Here is a 17,421-nt window from a genome sequence, read left to right as displayed (position 1 = left end):
GCCGGCAACATCCGGTCGCTTATAACAAAAGGGGAAGACAATGTCGCTGTTTACTAATATGCCACTGCGCCGCTGTGGCTGGTTGCTGCTCTCCATACTACTGATTTTCACCACTGCCGGCGCTGCCGAACCATCCAGGATTATCTACGTGCGTCCGGTGCCGCAAAATGATGATGCACTGTTGGCACAGGGCACCAGCGGCATCAAACAGGCGGCACTGCTCTACCAGCTGCAGGCCAGTACGCTGGAAAGTCAGCCGACGCGGGCCGGTCGTCAGCAGCAACTCGACAACGCCGTCAAGCAAGGCGCCAAAATCGTGGTGATGATCGGTTATGAATTTCGCGAGCTGCTCGACAGCACTGCGCGTGCCGCGCCGCAAACCCGCTTTGTGATTCTGGAACACTGCCTCGACAAGTCGCCGCCAAACCTGACCTGCATTTCCTTCCGTGAAACGGAAGCCAGCTATTTGGCCGGCATGGAAGCAGCGCTCAGTTCAGGCAACGCCAGGATCGGCATGATAGGCGCGATCGACACCGCGCTGCGGCGTAAAAATGCCGAGGCCTTCATTGCCGGCGCTCACGCTGCCAGTCCCACCGTCACCATCCACCACACCTTATGGGTCGATGGCGCGCAACCGTTCAACGACCCGGCACGCGCGGAAGCGCACGCAAAAACCATGCTGGCGGATGGCGTCGATGTGATTTTTGCAGCTGCCGCTGCCGGCAATGCCGGGATCTTCAAAGCGCTGGCGACCCAGCCGAAAGCCAAGGCCATCGGCAGCGGCATCGACCAGTGCTCGCAACTGACGGGCAGGATTCTCGACAATGTTGAAGTCCATGCCGATACCGCCATTGCGTTGGCGGTCGGTGCCATCGTCAATGGTTCAAACGCAACGCGCTTCGATGTCGGCCTCAAGGAAGGCGCGGTCTCGCTGACCGGACTGGGACTGGATGCCGCGTATTCCGACTGTGCCATCCTGCGCCAACGTCCGGTGATTCTAAAATTGCGGGACACCGGTAACGCCATCATGAGCGGCAAACTTAAGGTGGATTAGGGCCTGTTGAAAGAGCCGCCCATAGCAAGTGCCGGGTGAATCTGATAGCGTTGCTTTTTTGACGATTTGCGGAGCCCGGCATCATGGATCAACTGGCAGCGATGCGCGCCTTCCGGCGCGTGGTGGAATCCGGCAGCTTCACCGCGGCGGCGGCCGAACTGAATCAATCGCACACGATCGTTTCACGTCAGGTACGTCAACTCGAAATACAGCTAGGCGCACAACTGCTCAATCGCACCACGCGCCGCTTCGCACTCACCGAAGCCGGCCAGGAATATTACGCGCGCTGCAAGCCAATACTCGATCAACTGGATGACGCAGCGCAGGCGGTCTCGGCCCATCAGGCGCGTCCGTCCGGCCTGCTGCGCATCAATGCGCCGCAAGCGTTCGGCACGATGGAACTGGCGCAATGGTTGCCGCAATTCATCATTGCGCATCCACAACTGCGGGTTGACCTGGTCTGCAATGACCGCCTTGTCGATCTGATTGAAGAAGGCTTTGACGTTGCCTTGCGCCTGACCCACGCATTACCGGATTCAAGCTTGATTGCCAGGCGACTGGCCGTCAGCGAAATGCTGCTGGTCGCCTCGCCCGCCTATCTGCAACAACATGGCAACCCGCAGCAGCCCGCCGATCTGGTGCGCCACAATTGCCTGACCTATTCGCTGGCGCAAAAACCCAATGAGTTCCATTTCAGCGCAGCCGACGGCACGCCACATCCCGTCATCGTGCGCGGCAACCTGCAAGCCAACACCGGCATCGCTCTGCGCGCGGCGGCGCTGGCCGGGTTGGGTATCGCTGCCAGCGGGTCGTTCATCGTCCACGAAGATTTACGGCGCGGCGATCTGGTGCACGTGCTGCCGGCCTTCACGCTCAAGCCGCGCGAGCTGTATGTGTTGTATCCGCAAAACCGGCACCTGTCGCCGAAAGTACGCGCTTTTGTCGAGTTTGCCGGCAACTGGTACCTGACGCCGCGCTGGGATTGACGCTGCCGTCATGCCACCGCCCGCTGTTGCTGCGTCAAACCGCCATAGCCATATGCCGCCGCCCGCGCATCGTGGACGTGCACATAGCTCTCATGGTGCAGGTCGCCCAGCAAATTCGCCATCGACTTGAACACCGCCGCGATATAGGACGCCTTTTCGTCAGCGGTATTGGTTTCGTCGGTGATACGAATATCCAGAAAGAAACTGGTCTTGCGTTGCATCTGCAGACTCGTACCGCCGACGAACCAGTGCGCCGGATCGATATGCGCAATAGCAATGGAGGTGAGTTCCGGCTTCTTGTGCAGGATGTCGGCAGTCAGACTGGACAGGGTGCCGGCTACCTCGGCGGAGACGGCGCTGTCGGGGACAGTGGATAGCAGTACGGTAAGGATGGGCATGATCAGCTTTCTATCGTGAGTTCGAGAATTGCGTTGGTAGTACGGATTTCGGCAACAGCATCCGACAGCCCCGTCAGCACGGCGCGATGCAGATCCTTGTGGTCGATCACGCTGCCGTCCCAGACGTCGAGGGCACGGGTCGCACTGGCATCGCTGGCGATGATGTTTTGATAGCCGTGGGCGGCGCCGTCGAAGGCGGTAGCAGCCACGCAATTGTTGGTCATCAAACCGCTGATAATCAGCGTCTTGATACCCCGTGCCAGCAATTGCTGCTGCAAATCGGTGCTGGCAAAAGCGCTGGCGAAATTTTTGCGGATGACCGCATGGTGCGAGGCGCGTTGCAAGTCCGGATGGATTTCAGCCATCACGCTGTCCTGCGTAAACAGCGGCCGCGTAACAGGACTCCATTGCTGGATATGAAACACCGGCATCCCGTGCTGGTCAGCCATGGCTATCAGGCGATTTGCATTACGCAGCGCCGCCAGACCGTCAGGAATCGGCAGTCTTCCGATGAAATATTCGTTCTGGAAATCGATCGCGATCAGCGCGGTCGCCCTGGCATCAAGACGGGTACTGACGGCGGCACCGGTGATGGCGCGAATGGTGCGGCTGTTGCTCAGATTACTGGCTAGGGTGCTCATGCGATCTCCGTTTGGTGAGTTGGAGTACACAGCTTAGCCACGCAAGCGCCCGAAACATAGCCATCCGGCAACACAGGATTTGTGCGAATTCAGCACTAATGCAGCACAGTCAATCCGGCAAGGGTAACGGACTCGGCGGTTTGATTTCTTCCAGGCAAACCATCGATTTGACACCTGCCACCCCCGGCACCTGCATCAGGCGGTCGGTCAGAAACCCCGACAGCGACTTCAAATCGCTCGCCACTACTTTCAGCAAGTAGTCGAAATCGCCGGAAATGGTGTAGCACTCGAGAATTTCCGGGAACGCGCGAATCGCCTTTTCCAGCTTGCGAACCTGTGTGAATTGTTCGCGCGCAATATTCAGGCTGACGAAGGCCGTGACGCCGAGACCAATCGCCGCCGGTTCCACCTGCGCCGCATAGCCACGAATAACACCTTCGGTTTCGAGCCGCTGCACGCGCCGATAGCACTGTGGCGCCGACAGATTAACCTGCTCCGACAGTTCGACATTCGATGCCCGTCCCTTGGACTGCAGCGTGCGCAGCAAAATCCGGTCGTACCGATCGAGTTTTTCCATTTTCATCCTCATCTATGCACGATTCATGCACTTAAGTTGAAATCCATGCTTCATTATGCAGAAATATTTCTATGTTTTGTGCCTATCATGTAAGCATAAGCAAAGCATAAACAGGGACCGGAGCACATCATGAAAAATCAAGCTATCGCACTGGAACATCGCTACTGCGCGCATAACTATCAACCGCTGCCCGTCGTTCTCAGTAGCGGCCGCGGCGTCTGGCTGGTGGATGAGGCCGGCAAACACTACCTCGACATGATGTCGGCCTATTCGGCGGTCAGCTTCGGCCACAGCAACCCGACGCTGGTGGCGGCGCTCACCCGCCAGGCGAATCGGCTGGCGGTGACGTCGCGGGCGTTTTATACCGATCAGCTCGGCCAATTTTTGGAATTGCTCTGCAAAATGACCGGTCAGGCAAAAGCCTTGCCGATGAACAGCGGTGCGGAAGCCGTCGAAACCGCCATCAAGGCGGCCCGTAAATGGGGCCACAAGGTCAAAGGAATCGCCGATCAGAGTGCTGAAATTATCGTCTGCGACGGCAACTTTGCCGGCCGCACCACCACCATCATCGGCTTTTCATCGGAAGCGCAATACCGTGACGGCTTCGGCCCGTTCGGGCCCGGCTTTGTCTCGATACCGTTCGGCGATGCGGCAGCGCTGGAAGCGGCGATCACGCCTCGCACGGCGGCTTTTCTGGTTGAACCAATCCAGGGCGAAGGCGGCATCATCGTGCCACCCGACGGCTACCTGGCAGCGTGCCGCGAAATTTGCACGCGGCATAACGTCCTGCTCATTTGCGACGAAGTACAAACCGGCCTGGGCCGTACCGGCAAGCTGCTGGCCTGCGACCACGAGAATGTCAAACCCGATGGCTTGATCCTCGGCAAGGCACTCGGCGGCGGCCTGTTGCCGGTCTCGGCATTTTTGGCCCGCGAAGACGTCATGGCGGTGTTTACACCCGGCGACCACGGCAGCACTTTCGGCGGCAATCCGCTCGCCGCTGCAGTCGGTTATGCCGCGCTGTTGCTGCTGCGCGACGATCGTTTAGCCGACGCCGCGGAGCGCATGGGACATCGCTTGCAAAGCGGGCTACGCGCCATTCAGCATCCGGCGATACGCGCGGTGCGCGGCAAAGGCTTACTGATCGGGGTCGAACTGGACCCGGCAATTATCTCCGCCCGCAAATTTTGCGAACTGCTGCTAGAGTTCGGCGTCCTGTCCAAGGACACACACGACACCGTGGTGCGCTTCGCACCGCCGCTGACCATTAGCGCCGGCGAAATAGAAACCGGACTGAACATCATTAACCAGGCGTTCGCCGCGCTGCCGATCGCCACCGCAGCGGCGGAAACCAGCTACGCATGACCCGGCACGCGCACGATCACATGGGGGATACCGCCTTGATCAAAACGTCAACCTCGGCAAAAGCCACTTTCCTGATGTGCGCGCCGGATCATTTCGAAGTGTCGTATGTCATCAATCCATGGATGGATGGCAATGTCGCACTCGGCAACCGCAGCGTCGCGCAACAACAATGGGATGCACTGGTCGCCAAAATTTCAGCCGTGGCAAATATCCTGCGCATGCAGGCGAAGGCGGGCGTGCCCGATCTGGTATTTACCGCCAACGGCGGCGTCGTGCGCGGGAAAAAAGTGGTGCTCTCCAGATTCCGCCATGTTGAACGGCAGGCCGAAGAAATCCATTTTGAAAACTGGTTCGCCGCGCATGGTTTCGACGTATTGAAAACCCCACCGGAATTGCCATTTGAAGGCGCCGGCGATGCACTGCTGGATCGTCACGACGACTTGCTATGGTTTGGCCATGGCCATCGTTCCGACCTGGCTTGCGCCGAACCCCTGGCGCGCATGCTGGATATCGAAGTACAACCGCTGCGCCTGGTCGATCCGCGTTTTTACCATCTCGACACCTGCTTCTGCCCGCTCGATGGCGGCCACACGCTGTATTTCCCGGACGCTTTCGACGCCGCATCGCAAGCGGCGATTGAAGCACGCATCCCGGCCCATCGCCGTTTGATCGTCGGCACTGCCGATGCGCTGGATTTTGCCTGCAACACCGTCAACAGCGGCGCCCACATTTTCCTGAACCGCGGTTCGGAAGCATTGACGGCAATGCTCGCCGCGCATGGTTACACGGTACATCAAACGCCACTCACCGAATTTCTGAAAGCCGGCGGCGCCGCCAAATGCCTGACCCTGAAACTGAATGAACCGGTGCTTGAGAAAGCGGCAGCGGTGTAATTGGAAGGTTGCCGTCCGTTACTTACTTTCCTTTGCGAAACAAAGAAATGGACGCTGCTCCCAAAGTACTGTTTCAAAATACATAACCCCTTGATTTAACGTATAATTTCCGCCATCCACCGCATGCTCGACCCGGCGCTTCCTGCGACCGGGTTTTTTGCATTTTTGATAGCGGGTCAAGATCAGCTAATTTCAGCATACAGACTAGAGTAAGCCCATGAAGCCCAACGCCACCGCCACCTCTTCCACCGAAACCCGCCTGCGCGAGTTGCTAGCGCAACGCATCCTGATTCTGGATGGCGCGATGGGCACCATGATCCAGCAATACAAGCTGACGGAAGAAGATTATCGCGGCGGCCCGAATGGTCGTTTCGTCGCCTTCCAGGGTCCGGGACGCGAACTCTTCGTCAAGGGCAACAACGAATTACTGTCGCTGACGCAACCGCACATCATCAGCGAAGTCCATGAACAGTATCTGGCCGCCGGTGCCGATCTGATCGAAACCAATACCTTCGGCGCCACTACCGTTGCGCAAGACGACTACCACATGGCGCATCTGGCGTATGAGATGAACGTCGCATCCGCGCGCCTGGCGCGGGCAGCCTGCGATAAATATTCGACGCCGGACAAGCCGCGCTTCGTCGCCGGCGCGCTTGGCCCGACGCCGAAAACGGCATCGATCTCGCCCGACGTCAACGACCCGGCCGCGCGTAATGTTACCTTCGATCAACTGGCGACGGCGTATCTGGAACAAACCCGCGCGCTGGTCGAAGGCGGTGCCGATGTGCTGCTGGTCGAAACCATTTTCGACACGCTCAACTGTAAAGCCGCATTGTTTGCGATCGATACCTTCTTCGAAGAATCCGGCCTGCGTTTGCCGATCATGATTTCCGGCACCGTCACCGATGCGTCGGGTCGTATTCTGTCGGGTCAAACCGTGCCCGCTTTCTGGAATTCGGTCCGCCACGCCAAGCCGCTGACGGTTGGCCTCAACTGCGCACTGGGCGCTGCATTGATGCGGCCGTATGCCGAAGAACTGGCCAAGATCGCCGACACCTTTGTCTGCATTTATCCGAATGCCGGTTTGCCCAATCCGATGAGCGATACCGGTTTCGACGAGACCCCGGATGTCACTTCATCGCTGCTGAAAGATTTCGCCGACAGCGGCTTCGTCAACATCGCCGGCGGTTGCTGCGGAACCACGCCACAGCACATTCAAGCGATTGCCGACACCGTCGCCAACATTGCGCCGCGCGCGGTCCCGGAAACCACCCATGAAATGCGCCTGTCCGGCCTGGAACCGTTCACCATCGACGCCAGCTCGCTGTTCGTCAACGTCGGCGAACGTACCAACGTCACCGGCTCGAAAGCTTTTGCCCGCCTGATTCTGAACGAGCAATACGACGAAGCGCTGACGGTCGCCCGCCAGCAGGTCGAAAACGGCGCCCAGATCATCGACATCAATATGGATGAAGCGATGCTGGATTCACAGGCGGCGATGACCCGCTTCCTGAACCTGATCGCCTCCGAACCCGACATCGCACGCGTGCCTCTGATGATCGACTCGTCGAAGTGGTCGGTGATCGAGGCTGGCCTGAAATGCGTGCAAGGGAAAGCCATCGTCAATTCGATTTCGATGAAGGAAGGCGAGCCGGAGTTTGTGCGTCAGGCCACCTTGTGCCGGCGCTACGGCGCGGCAGTGATCGTCATGGCCTTCGATGAAAAAGGCCAGGCCGATACCTATGAACGCAAGATCGAGATTTGCAAACGCGCTTACGACATCCTGGTCGGGCAAGTCGGTTTCCCGCCGGAAGACATCATTTTCGATCCGAACATTTTTGCAATTGCGACCGGTATCGAAGAGCACAACAACTACGCGGTAGATTTCATCAACGCCACCCGCTGGATCCATCAACACCTGCCGTATGCCAAGATCAGCGGCGGCGTTTCCAACGTCAGCTTTAGCTTCCGCGGCAACGATCCTGCCCGCGAAGCGATCCATACCGTGTTCCTGTATCACGCGATCAAGGCCGGCATGACCATGGGCATCGTCAACGCCGGCATGGTCGGCGTGTACGACAGCCTGCCCGCCGAGTTGCGCGAGCGGGTCGAAGACGTCGTGCTGAACCGGCGCGAAGATGCGACCGAACGCATGATCGAGATCGCATCAACCCTGAAGGCCGGCGCGAAGAAGGAAGAAGAAACGCTGGAATGGCGCAACGGTACCGTGCAACAGCGTTTGTCGCATGCGCTGGTGCAGGGCATCACGCAATGGATCGTCGAAGATACCGAAGAAGCGCGTCAGGAATTGCTGGGCAATGGCGGTCGCCCGATCCACGTCATCGAAGGACCGTTGATGGATGGCATGAACGTGGTCGGCGACCTGTTCGGCCAGGGGAAGATGTTCCTGCCGCAAGTGGTGAAATCGGCACGCGTGATGAAACAGGCCGTTGCACATCTGATTCCGTTCATCGAAGAAGAAAAGCGGCTCGACGAAGAGCGCACCGGTATCGCCGCCAAACCCAAGGGAAAAATCGTCATCGCCACCGTCAAGGGCGACGTCCACGACATCGGCAAAAACATCGTCTCGGTGGTGCTGCAATGCAATAACTTCGAAGTCGTCAACATGGGCGTGATGGTGCCGTGTTCCGAAATCCTGGCGATGGCAAAAGCCGAGAACGCCGACATCATCGGTCTCAGCGGCCTGATCACGCCGTCGCTGGAAGAGATGGCCCACGTCGCCAAGGAAATGCAACGCGACCCCTATTTCCGCAGCGTCAAAATGCCGCTGCTGATCGGCGGCGCGACCACCAGCCGCGCCCACACCGCAGTCAAGATTGCCCCGAATTACGAAGGCCCGGTCGTCTACGTGCCGGATGCATCGCGTTCGGTGTCGGTCGCGCAATCGCTGCTGACGCCGGAACAGCGCGATCAGTACATCGACGAAATCGCCGTCGACTACGAACGCATCCGGGTCCAGCATGCGAATAAAAAAGCGGTGCCGATGCTGACGCTGGCAGACGCGCGCGCGAATCGCACCAAGCTCGACTTCGCGCCGGTAAAGCCCAAATTCATCGGTCGTCGCGTCTTCAAGAATGTCGACCTGGGTGCCCTCGCACGCTATATCGACTGGGGCCCGTTCTTCCAGACCTGGGATCTGGCGGGACCGTATCCGGCTATCCTGACGGATGAAGTCGTCGGTGAAACCGCCAGCAAAGTCTTTGAAGAAGGTCAGGCCTTGCTGAAGCGAGTCATCGACGGCCGCTGGCTGACGGCGAATGGCGTCATCGCGCTGCTGCCGGCGAATACCGTCAACGACGACGACATCGAAATCTACACCGACGACACCCGTACGCAGGTCGCCTTCACCTACTACGGTGTGCGCCAGCAAACCGTCAAACCCGTCATCGACGGCATCGCCCGGCCGAATCAATGCCTGGCCGATTTCATCGCACCGAAATCATCCGGGATCGCCGATTACATCGGCCTGTTTGCCGTCACTGCCGGGATCGGCATCGAGAAATACGAGAAGCGTTTCGAGGATGCGCATGACGATTATTCGTCGATCATGCTGAAGTCGCTGGCCGATCGCCTGGCCGAAGCGTTTGCCGAATATCTGCACGAACGGGTGCGTAAGGATTTGTGGGGTTACGTTCCCGACGAGGATTTGTCGAACGAAGCGCTGATCAAGGAAGGCTACAGCGGTATCCGCCCGGCGCCCGGCTATCCGGCCTGCCCGGAACATACCGTCAAGGCCGACATGTTCAAGGTCTTGCAATGCGACGAAATCGGCATGCAGGTCACCGAGTCGTACGCGATGTTCCCGGGCGCAGCGGTATCCGGCTTCTATCTGGCCCATCCGGAATCAAAGTATTTTGTGGTCGGTAAGATCGCCGATGATCAGGTCAATGACATGGCGCAGCGACGCGCTGTGCCGAAGGAACAAGTCGAACGCTGGCTGGCGCCGAACCTGTAACAGCGCTGCCATAGCGCGAGGGCTTCAGAGTGTGTCAATCTGGTCTGAAGCCCTGGCGTATTTACACGTCAATCGCGGCGTTTGAATGCATCCGTTTGCGTAATTCGAATTTCTGAATTTTGCCGGTGGATGTTTTCGGCACAGGACCAAAGTAGACGGCTTTAGGCACCTTGAATCCTGCCAGAATAGTTTTGCAAAAAGCGATCAATTCCTCCGCACTCACCGTCGCACCCTCTTTCAGTTCAACAAAAGCACACGGGGTCTCACCCCATTTTTCATCCGGCTGCGCCACCACGGCGGCGACCAGCACGTCGGGGTGTTGATACAGCGCTTCTTCCACTTCGACACTGGAAATATTTTCCCCGCCGGAAATGATGATGTCCTTGCTCCGGTCCTTGATCTTGATGTAGCCGTTCGCCGTACACACGCCCAGATCGCCGGTGTGAAACCAGCCGCCTTCAAAGGCCGCTTGCGTGGCTTTTTCGTTTTTCAGATAGCCCTTCATGCAGATATTCCCGCGGAACATGATCTCACCGATTTCGATGCCATCGGCGGCGACCGGCTGCAGCGATGCCGGGTTCAACACTGCGACCGCAGATTGCAGGTGATAGCGCACGCCCTGATGCGACTTCATGCCGGCACGCTCATGCACGCTCAGATCGCTCCAGCCGCTTTGTTCGGCACAGACTGCTGCCGGACCATACACCTCGGTCAAGCCATAGACATGGACCAGATCGAAGCCCATCTCTTCCATCTTGGCCAGTACCGAGGCCGGCGGCGGCGCACCCGCGACCATGCCACGCACCACGCCTTGTATGCCGTCACGCCAGGCGCTCGGCGCATTGGCCAGTGCCGCATGCACAATCGGGGCCGCGCAATAGTGGGTTATCTTTTCTGTTTTGATCAGGTCAAACACCAGCTTCGGCTCAAACTTGCGCAAACACACATTGACGCCGGCACGGGCGGCAATGGTCCACGGAAAACACCAGCCATTGCAGTGAAACATCGGCAGGGTCCACAGATACACCGGGTGTTTCGGCAAGTCCCATTCGAGAATATTCGATACCGCATTCAACGCCGCGCCGCGATGGTGGTACACCACGCCTTTCGGATCGCCGGTGGTGCCGGAGGTATAGTTCAGCGCGATGGCATCCCACTCGTCGGCGGGCGGCTGCCAGGCGAAATCGGCATCGCCGGTCGCCAGCAACGCTTCGTAATCGATGTCCCCAAACGGGTGCGCATCTTCGGGGCCAAGCAAGTCATGCACGGCAATGACATACAGGTCGGGAATCAGTTGCGCAAGTTGCGCCGCCAGCTCAGCGAACTCAGAGTCCGCCACCAGCACTTTGGCTTCGCCGTGCCGCAGCATGAACGCCAGCGAAGACAAGTCGAGCCGGATGTTCAAGGCATTCAGCACCGCGCCAGCCATCGGCACGCCGAAATGGACTTCGACCATCGCCGGTGTATTCGGCAACATGACGGCGACGGTATCGCCTTTGTTGACGCCTAATTTAACCAAGGCGCTGGCGAGTTTTCTGGTGCGCTGATAGGTCTGGCGCCAGTTTTGTCGAAGCGGCCCATGGACGATCGCCAGCCGGTCGCCGTACACTTCGGCGGCGCGGGCGATGAAATCGATGGGGGTAAGCGCTACAAAATTGGCCGTATTTTTACCGAGGCCAGAGTCGTAATCAACTGCCATGTTTGTCTCCTGATGGAATATCACCGTTACCGCGATGGGGGCTTTATTATTGTGTACGCATTCAGGCTATCACTTGCCGGCTATTTTGTTTGTCATTCAGATGACAGGTTGATCGTATGGCCCTACCGGATAGAAAACTTATGTTTCTGACACTTCAATCGCAGTCGCCATGTTGAACATCGTTGATAAACTTTCCATGCATGCATGGTTTCCGGCGCTTGCTTCAGCGCATCAGGCTCTGGTCGCAAAAACCGTCGTTGTGCAGAACTTTGCTTCCGGTGCATTTGTGGCGCGGCGTGGTGAGCTTTCCCGCTATTGGATAGGCGTGCACAGCGGCCTGATCAAGCTTGCCATTTACAGTCTGGATGGCCGCAGCTGTACCTTTTCCGGGGTGCCGGCCGGCGGCTGGGCCGGTGAAGGCAGTGTGATCAAACGGGAATTGCGCAAATACGATGTGATTGCGGTGCGCGACGCCGACATCATGCTGATCCCGGAACAGACTTTTCACACCTTATTGGCCGAAAGCCTGCCGTTCTCCGCCTTCGTGATTCGTCAACTCAACGAACGCATGGGCGAGTTCATCGCCAGCGTGCAAAATAGCCGCCTGCTGAGCACCGATGCGCAGGTGGCGCAAGCGCTTGCGCAATTGTTTCATCCGGTGCTGTACCCTCGGACGATGGCGGTACTTGAGTTTTCTCAGGAAGAAATCGGCTTGCTGACCGGCCTGTCCCGTCAACGGGTGAATCAGGCCTTGAAGCAGCTCACCGAACTGCATCTGGTGACGACCTCATATCAATCGATACGCGTGGTGGATCTGGAAGGATTGCGGCGCTTCGGTCTGGCGGAATTGTGATGAAGCGCCACCTGTGCAACTGCGTTTTATTCGGGGTGCACGAAAAACCTCGTCGCTCAGGGCGGCGATGGATAGCACGGACGGCGTAACCGTCCTTGCTGTTGACTTTAGTGCGGCGTTTGCTGCTGTTCGATGTAGTTGCAGATCACTGCAAGAGGTGCACCACCGCAGCTACCGGCGAAATAGCTGGGCGACCACAAAGCGCCGCCCCATAGCTTCTTCTTGATGCCTGGATAGTTTTTCTTCCTGACAAGCAGGCTGGATATTCCCTTCAGGCGGTTGACCAGCTTCAATACGGCCACTTCAGGCGGGTAGTTCACCAACAGGTGGACGTGATCCTCTTCGCCGTCGAACTCCACCAGTTCTGCCTCAAAGTCCGTGCAGACGCTGGCAAACATCGGGCGCAGGTCATCCAGCATCTCTTTCGTGAAGACTTCAGGGCGGTATTTCGTCACAAAGACCAAATGCACATGCATATGCATATGCATAAGGAAAACACTTACCTTCCATGGAGAAGAGCGTTGTCATTGCTCATACGCAAAACTATAATTTCTCCATGGAACGTCTCCAAGCCTTCAAGTACGAACTCATGCCAGACGGCGAACAGCAGCGCGCGATGCGCCGCTTCGCCGGGTCGTGTCGCTTCGTATTCAACAAAGCGCTGGTGCTGCAAAAGGAAAATCACGCGGCCGGGAACAAATTCATCGGCTATGTGGCGATGGCGGCAAAGCTACCCGTTTGGAAGCGCGAGGCCGATCAAGAATGGCTCAAGGGCGCGCCTTCACAGTCATTGCAGCATGCCTTGAAGGACTTGGAAAAAGCCTATAAGAACTTCTTCGCCAAGCGTACCGGCTTTCCGCGCTTTAAGCGAAAAGGCAGCGGGGACAGCTTCCGCTACCCCGACCCAAAACAGATCAAGCTCGATCAGGACAATAACCGCCTCTTTCTACCGAAACTCGGCTGGCTGCGTTATCGCAACAGCCGGGACGTGTTGGGCGAGTTACGCAATGTCACAGTGAGTCAATCGGGTGGCAAGTGGTTTGCGTCGATACAGACGCAACGGGAGGTGGCGCAGCCACTGCCAACAGCGACTATCGCGATCGGTATCGATGTTGGCATTGCCCGTTTCGCCACACTGAGCGATGCGAGTTACATTGCGCCGCTCAACAGCTTCAAGAAGCATCAGCAGCGGCTGGCGCGTTACCAGCGCCGCATGCGCCGCAAGGTTAAATTCAGCAATAACTGGAACAAGGCGAAAGCCAAAGTCCAGCAGATTCACACCGGCATCGCTAACGCCCGCAAAGACTTCCTGCACAAAGCCACAACAACGATCAGCCAAAACCACGCGCTCGTATGCATTGAGGATTTGCAGGTACGGAACATGTCCAGGTCATCGAAAGGCAATAGCGAACAGCACGGCAAGAGGGTGAAACAAAAGTCCGGCCTGAACCGCGCCATCCTGGATCAAGGCTGGGGCGAGTTCAGACGGCAACTGGACTATAAGGTGTCGTGGAACGGCGGTACGCTGCTTGCCGTGCCACCCCACAACACCAGCCGCACTTGCCCATGCTGCGCGTACGTAGCGAAAGACAACCGGCAAACACAGGCGAAATTTGTGTGCGTCGATTGCGGATATGAAAATCACGCCGATGTCGTCGGCGCGGTGAATGTTTTAGAGCGGGGATACCGCTTGTTAGCCTGTGGAGACCCGGCGCAGTCAGGCCGCTCTGCGAAGCAGGAACCCATCGAAGCGACTCAAGCAGCTTTTGCTTGAGCGCCGTAGGAGTCTCCGTCCTTCGGGGCGGCGAGGATGTCAATCGGAGCCCAGGTGAATGAACCTGAACAAGAATACCGCAGCAATAATCCACACGACCATTTTGACTTCCTTGAAACGCCCGGTGAACAGCTTCAGTGCCGCATAGGAGATAAAACCGAAGGCAATCCCGTTGGCGATCGAATAGGTGAACGGCATCATCAGTACCGTGATCACTGCCGGCACACTTTCGGTGCTGTCATCCCAATCCAGATGCGTGACTTCACGCAGCATCAGACAGGCAACATAAAACAGTGCCGGCGCCGTCGCATAGCCCGGCACCGCACCCGCCAGCGGGGCAATCAGCAAGCTGGCCAGGAACAGTACGGCAACCGCCAGTGCCGTCAGTCCGGTACGGCCGCCCGCCTGTACGCCGGCCGCGCTTTCGATGTAGGCGGTGGTACTCGACGTACCGAGAAAAGTACCTGCAACAATCGCCGCACTGTCGGCCAGCAAGGCTCTGTTCAAGCGCTCCATCTTGCCGTTCTTGACCAGACCGGCACGCGTAGCAACGCCGATCATGGTGCCGGTTGCGTCGAATAGTTCAACCAGGAAAAACACCAGTACGATGTTCAGCGCCCCCATCGATAGCGCGCCCATGATGTCGAGTTTGAACAGGGTTGGCGAGATTGACGGCGGCAAGGAAAATACTCCCATGAACTTGTTCCCGCCGATAAAGAAGCTGAGTATCGTAATCGTCACGATACCGATCAGGATCGCGCCCTTGACCTTGAACCGGTCCAGCACCACGATCATCAGAAAGCCGACGATTGCCAGAATCGCCGGGATTTTATGCAGATCCCCCATCGAGATAAAGGTCGCCGGGTTAGCCACCACGATACCGGCGGTCTTGAGTGAAATCAGTCCGAGAAATAAGCCGATACCGGCGGTGATGGCAATCCGTATGCTGGCCGGAATGCCTTTGACGATGATCTCCCGCACCCCGACCAGACTGATGATCAGGAACAGGCAGCCGGATATAAAGACTGCGCCCAGCGCCACCTCCCAAGGTACGCCCATGCCCTTGACCACCGTGTAGGCAAAGTAAGCGTTGAGGCCCATGCCGGGCGCCAGCGCAATCGGATAATTGGCATAGCAGGCCATGATCAGGGTACCGAGGGCGGCCGCGATACAGGTCGCGACGAACACCGAATCCTTCGGCATGCCGGCGTCACCCAGGATAGTCGGGTTGACGAAGATGATATACGCCATCGTCAGGAAGGTAGTCAGACCGGCGATCAGTTCGGTACGCACATCGGTACCGTTTTCTTTTAGCTTGAAAAATTTCTCCAGAAATTCCATTTTTGTTTCCCCCTGATTATTATTTAGAGGCGATAGGCACAATATTTGCGTTCTGACAAATAACCGCTATTTCCGCTTGATGATATGCACCGTATTGGGAACCAAACAGCTAGACAAGTGCTAACGCCATACTGATGAGATGAATATTGTCACTTAACATATAAATAAACAATAAATACCACCGCTATTTCATTCTGCAAATAGTGGACATCATAAGTATGTGGATCTCAATAAGTAGTGCGGCTGCTAATCTGCGACCATAAATAAATCAGATTGGAGACTTTCGTGTCTACTGCCATCCAAAATTCCGCTTCGTGCGCTAATACAGCAGCATCAAGTTCAGCCAGTTCAGCCAGCAGCCCGATTCGCTTTTTTTACCGCGGCGAGGTACATACCGTTGACCAGGCTGCGCCGACCCGTACCATCCTCCAGCATCTGCGCGAAGATCTGCATTGCACCGGTACCAAGGAAGGTTGCGCAGAAGGCGATTGCGGTGCCTGTACGGTCGTCATCGGTGAAATGGGTGCCGATGGCGTCCAGATGAAATCGGTCAACTCCTGCATTCAGTTTCTGCCGACGCTGGATGGCAAAGCACTGTTTACAGTTGAGGATCTGAAGCAGGACGACGGTGCCTTGCATCCTGTGCAACAAGCATTGGTCGAGTGCCATGGTTCACAGTGCGGTTTTTGTACGCCTGGTTTTGTGATGTCGCTGTGGGATTTGTATCTGCAACATGACGGCTGTCAACATGCGCCGTCAGCGGCAGCAACTTCCGTCACGCCAGCATGGCAGCCATTGCAACGCAAGGAAATCGATGTGGCGTTGTCCGGCAACCTGTGTCGCTGCACCGGCTATCGTCCGATCATTGATGCGGCGCATCGCATGGGCGAATTGCCAGTGGTAAATTTTGACCGCGACAGCTTGCAGCATGCCTTGCAAGGACTGCAACGGGACGAAATGTTTACTTATAGTCACGGCGGCCAGAATTTCTACGCACCACGCACCCTGGCCCAGTTGACCGCCATCCGCGCCGCCTATCCGGCAGCACGCATGCTGGCAGGTTCGACCGACGTCGGCCTGTGGGTTACCAAGCAGATGCGTGATCTGGGCGACATCATTTTCCTGGGTCAGGTCAGCGAACTTGCCAGTGTCACCACGAAAGACGGCCAACTTGAAATCGGTGCCGGCGTGACATTGAACGATGCTTACGGTGCATTGAGCAAACACTACCCGGAGCTGGACGAAATGTGGCAACGCTTCGCCTCGCTGCCGATCCGGAATGCCGGCACGCTGGGCGGCAACGTCGCGAATGGCTCGCCGATCGGGGATTCGCCGCCATGGCTGATCGCACTGAACGCCCAAGTGGTGCTGCGCGGACCGGCCGGTCAACGCGTGATGCCGCTGGAGTCGCTATACCTGGATTACATGAAAAAGGACATGCAGCCGGATGAGTTCGTCGAAGCCGTACGGGTGCCATTACCGCGCGCCGACATGCAGTTCCGCACCTACAAACTGGCGAAGCGCTTCGATCAGGATATTTCCGCGGTATGCGGGGCGTTTTCCGTGATCATGGACGGTCCGGTGATCGGCGCAATCCGCATCGCCTTCGGCGGTATGGCAGCAACGCCGAAGCGCGCCGCCAAGGCCGAAGCGGCTCTGCTGGGCCAGCCGTGGAATGAGACCACGCTGAAAGCGGCGATGGCGCTGATGGCAGAAGATTTCGCACCGCTGTCCGATATGCGTGCGTCAAGCAACTACCGCATGAAAACAGCACAGAACCTGTTACGTCGCTTCTGGTTGGAAACCCGTGCCGATACACCGCTGCGGACCGATCAAGTAAATGCCTTTGCATGCGCTTGAGCGC

The 17,421-nt window shown here is 57.5% G+C and carries 13 protein-coding genes and 1 pseudogene; 8 read left to right on the top strand and 6 right to left on the bottom strand.

The window, feature by feature from the left end:
- Positions 1-40 precede the first annotated feature (40 nt).
- Positions 41-1,054 (top strand): BMP family ABC transporter substrate-binding protein, encoded by a 1,014-nt coding sequence (locus tag AC3CHX_RS28870; protein WP_488631366.1) that lies wholly within the window; start codon positions 41-43, stop codon positions 1,052-1,054.
- A gap of 83 nt (positions 1,055-1,137) precedes the next feature.
- On the top strand, positions 1,138-2,040 hold the full coding sequence (locus tag AC3CHX_RS28865) for a LysR family transcriptional regulator (RefSeq protein ID WP_488631365.1): 903 nt from the start codon (positions 1,138-1,140) through the stop codon (positions 2,038-2,040).
- A gap of 8 nt (positions 2,041-2,048) precedes the next feature.
- Here AC3CHX_RS28865 and AC3CHX_RS28860 read toward each other — a convergent pair whose 3' ends face one another.
- From AC3CHX_RS28860 to AC3CHX_RS28850, 3 genes are all read right to left on the bottom strand, one after another.
- Positions 2,049-2,438, bottom strand: a complete 390-nt coding sequence (locus AC3CHX_RS28860) for a tautomerase family protein (protein ID WP_488631364.1) — start codon at positions 2,436-2,438, stop codon at positions 2,049-2,051.
- Positions 2,439-2,440: 2 nt separating this feature from the next.
- Positions 2,441-3,079, bottom strand: coding sequence for a cysteine hydrolase family protein (locus AC3CHX_RS28855; protein ID WP_488631363.1), 639 nt, complete (start codon positions 3,077-3,079; stop codon positions 2,441-2,443).
- A 109-nt stretch (positions 3,080-3,188) separates the two neighbouring features.
- On the bottom strand, positions 3,189-3,656 hold the full coding sequence (locus AC3CHX_RS28850; protein ID WP_488631362.1) for an Lrp/AsnC family transcriptional regulator: 468 nt from the start codon (positions 3,654-3,656) through the stop codon (positions 3,189-3,191).
- Positions 3,657-3,785: 129 nt separating this feature from the next.
- Between AC3CHX_RS28850 and rocD the strand changes: the two genes are divergently transcribed.
- From rocD to metH, 3 genes are all read left to right on the top strand, one after another.
- Positions 3,786-5,021, top strand: a complete 1,236-nt coding sequence (rocD, locus tag AC3CHX_RS28845; protein ID WP_488631361.1) for an ornithine--oxo-acid transaminase — start codon at positions 3,786-3,788, stop codon at positions 5,019-5,021.
- Between the two features lie 35 nt (positions 5,022-5,056).
- Positions 5,057-5,914, top strand: a complete 858-nt coding sequence (locus tag AC3CHX_RS28840; RefSeq protein WP_488631360.1) for a dimethylarginine dimethylaminohydrolase family protein — start codon at positions 5,057-5,059, stop codon at positions 5,912-5,914.
- A 217-nt stretch (positions 5,915-6,131) separates the two neighbouring features.
- Entirely contained in the window at positions 6,132-9,890 is a 3,759-nt protein-coding gene (gene metH / locus AC3CHX_RS28835) for a methionine synthase (RefSeq protein WP_488631359.1), read from the top strand.
- Positions 9,891-9,951: 61 nt separating this feature from the next.
- Here the strand turns inward: metH and AC3CHX_RS28830 are convergent, their stop codons facing one another.
- Entirely contained in the window at positions 9,952-11,589 is a 1,638-nt protein-coding gene (locus AC3CHX_RS28830; RefSeq protein ID WP_488631358.1) for an acyl-CoA synthetase, read from the bottom strand.
- Positions 11,590-11,758: 169 nt separating this feature from the next.
- Between AC3CHX_RS28830 and AC3CHX_RS28825 the strand changes: the two genes are divergently transcribed.
- Positions 11,759-12,442 carry a Crp/Fnr family transcriptional regulator gene (locus tag AC3CHX_RS28825; RefSeq protein ID WP_488631357.1) on the top strand — a complete coding sequence of 228 codons (684 nt, stop codon included), beginning with the start codon at positions 11,759-11,761 and terminating at the stop codon, positions 12,440-12,442.
- 107 nt (positions 12,443-12,549) lie between these two features.
- On the opposite strand, the pseudogene tnpA reads toward AC3CHX_RS28825, so the two are convergent.
- Positions 12,550-12,977 (bottom strand): annotated as a pseudogene (gene tnpA, locus AC3CHX_RS28820) (IS200/IS605 family transposase).
- A gap of 21 nt (positions 12,978-12,998) precedes the next feature.
- Between tnpA and AC3CHX_RS28815 the strand changes: the two are divergent.
- Positions 12,999-14,216, top strand: coding sequence for an RNA-guided endonuclease InsQ/TnpB family protein (locus tag AC3CHX_RS28815; RefSeq protein ID WP_488631356.1), 1,218 nt, complete (start codon positions 12,999-13,001; stop codon positions 14,214-14,216).
- 39 nt (positions 14,217-14,255) lie between these two features.
- Here AC3CHX_RS28815 and AC3CHX_RS28810 read toward each other — a convergent pair whose 3' ends face one another.
- Complete coding sequence (locus AC3CHX_RS28810) at positions 14,256-15,557, bottom strand: NCS2 family permease (RefSeq protein WP_488631355.1); 1,302 nt, start codon at positions 15,555-15,557, stop codon at positions 14,256-14,258.
- Between the two features lie 363 nt (positions 15,558-15,920).
- Between AC3CHX_RS28810 and xdhA the strand changes: the two genes are divergently transcribed.
- Positions 15,921-17,417, top strand: coding sequence for a xanthine dehydrogenase small subunit (gene xdhA / locus AC3CHX_RS28805; protein ID WP_488644960.1), 1,497 nt, complete (start codon positions 15,921-15,923; stop codon positions 17,415-17,417).
- The last annotated feature ends 4 nt before the right edge of the window (positions 17,418-17,421 follow it).

This window comes from Glaciimonas sp. OK215 (genome assembly GCF_057787885.1).
Note: the sequence above shows the minus strand (reverse complement) of the source record. Positions and strands in the feature narration are given on the sequence as shown.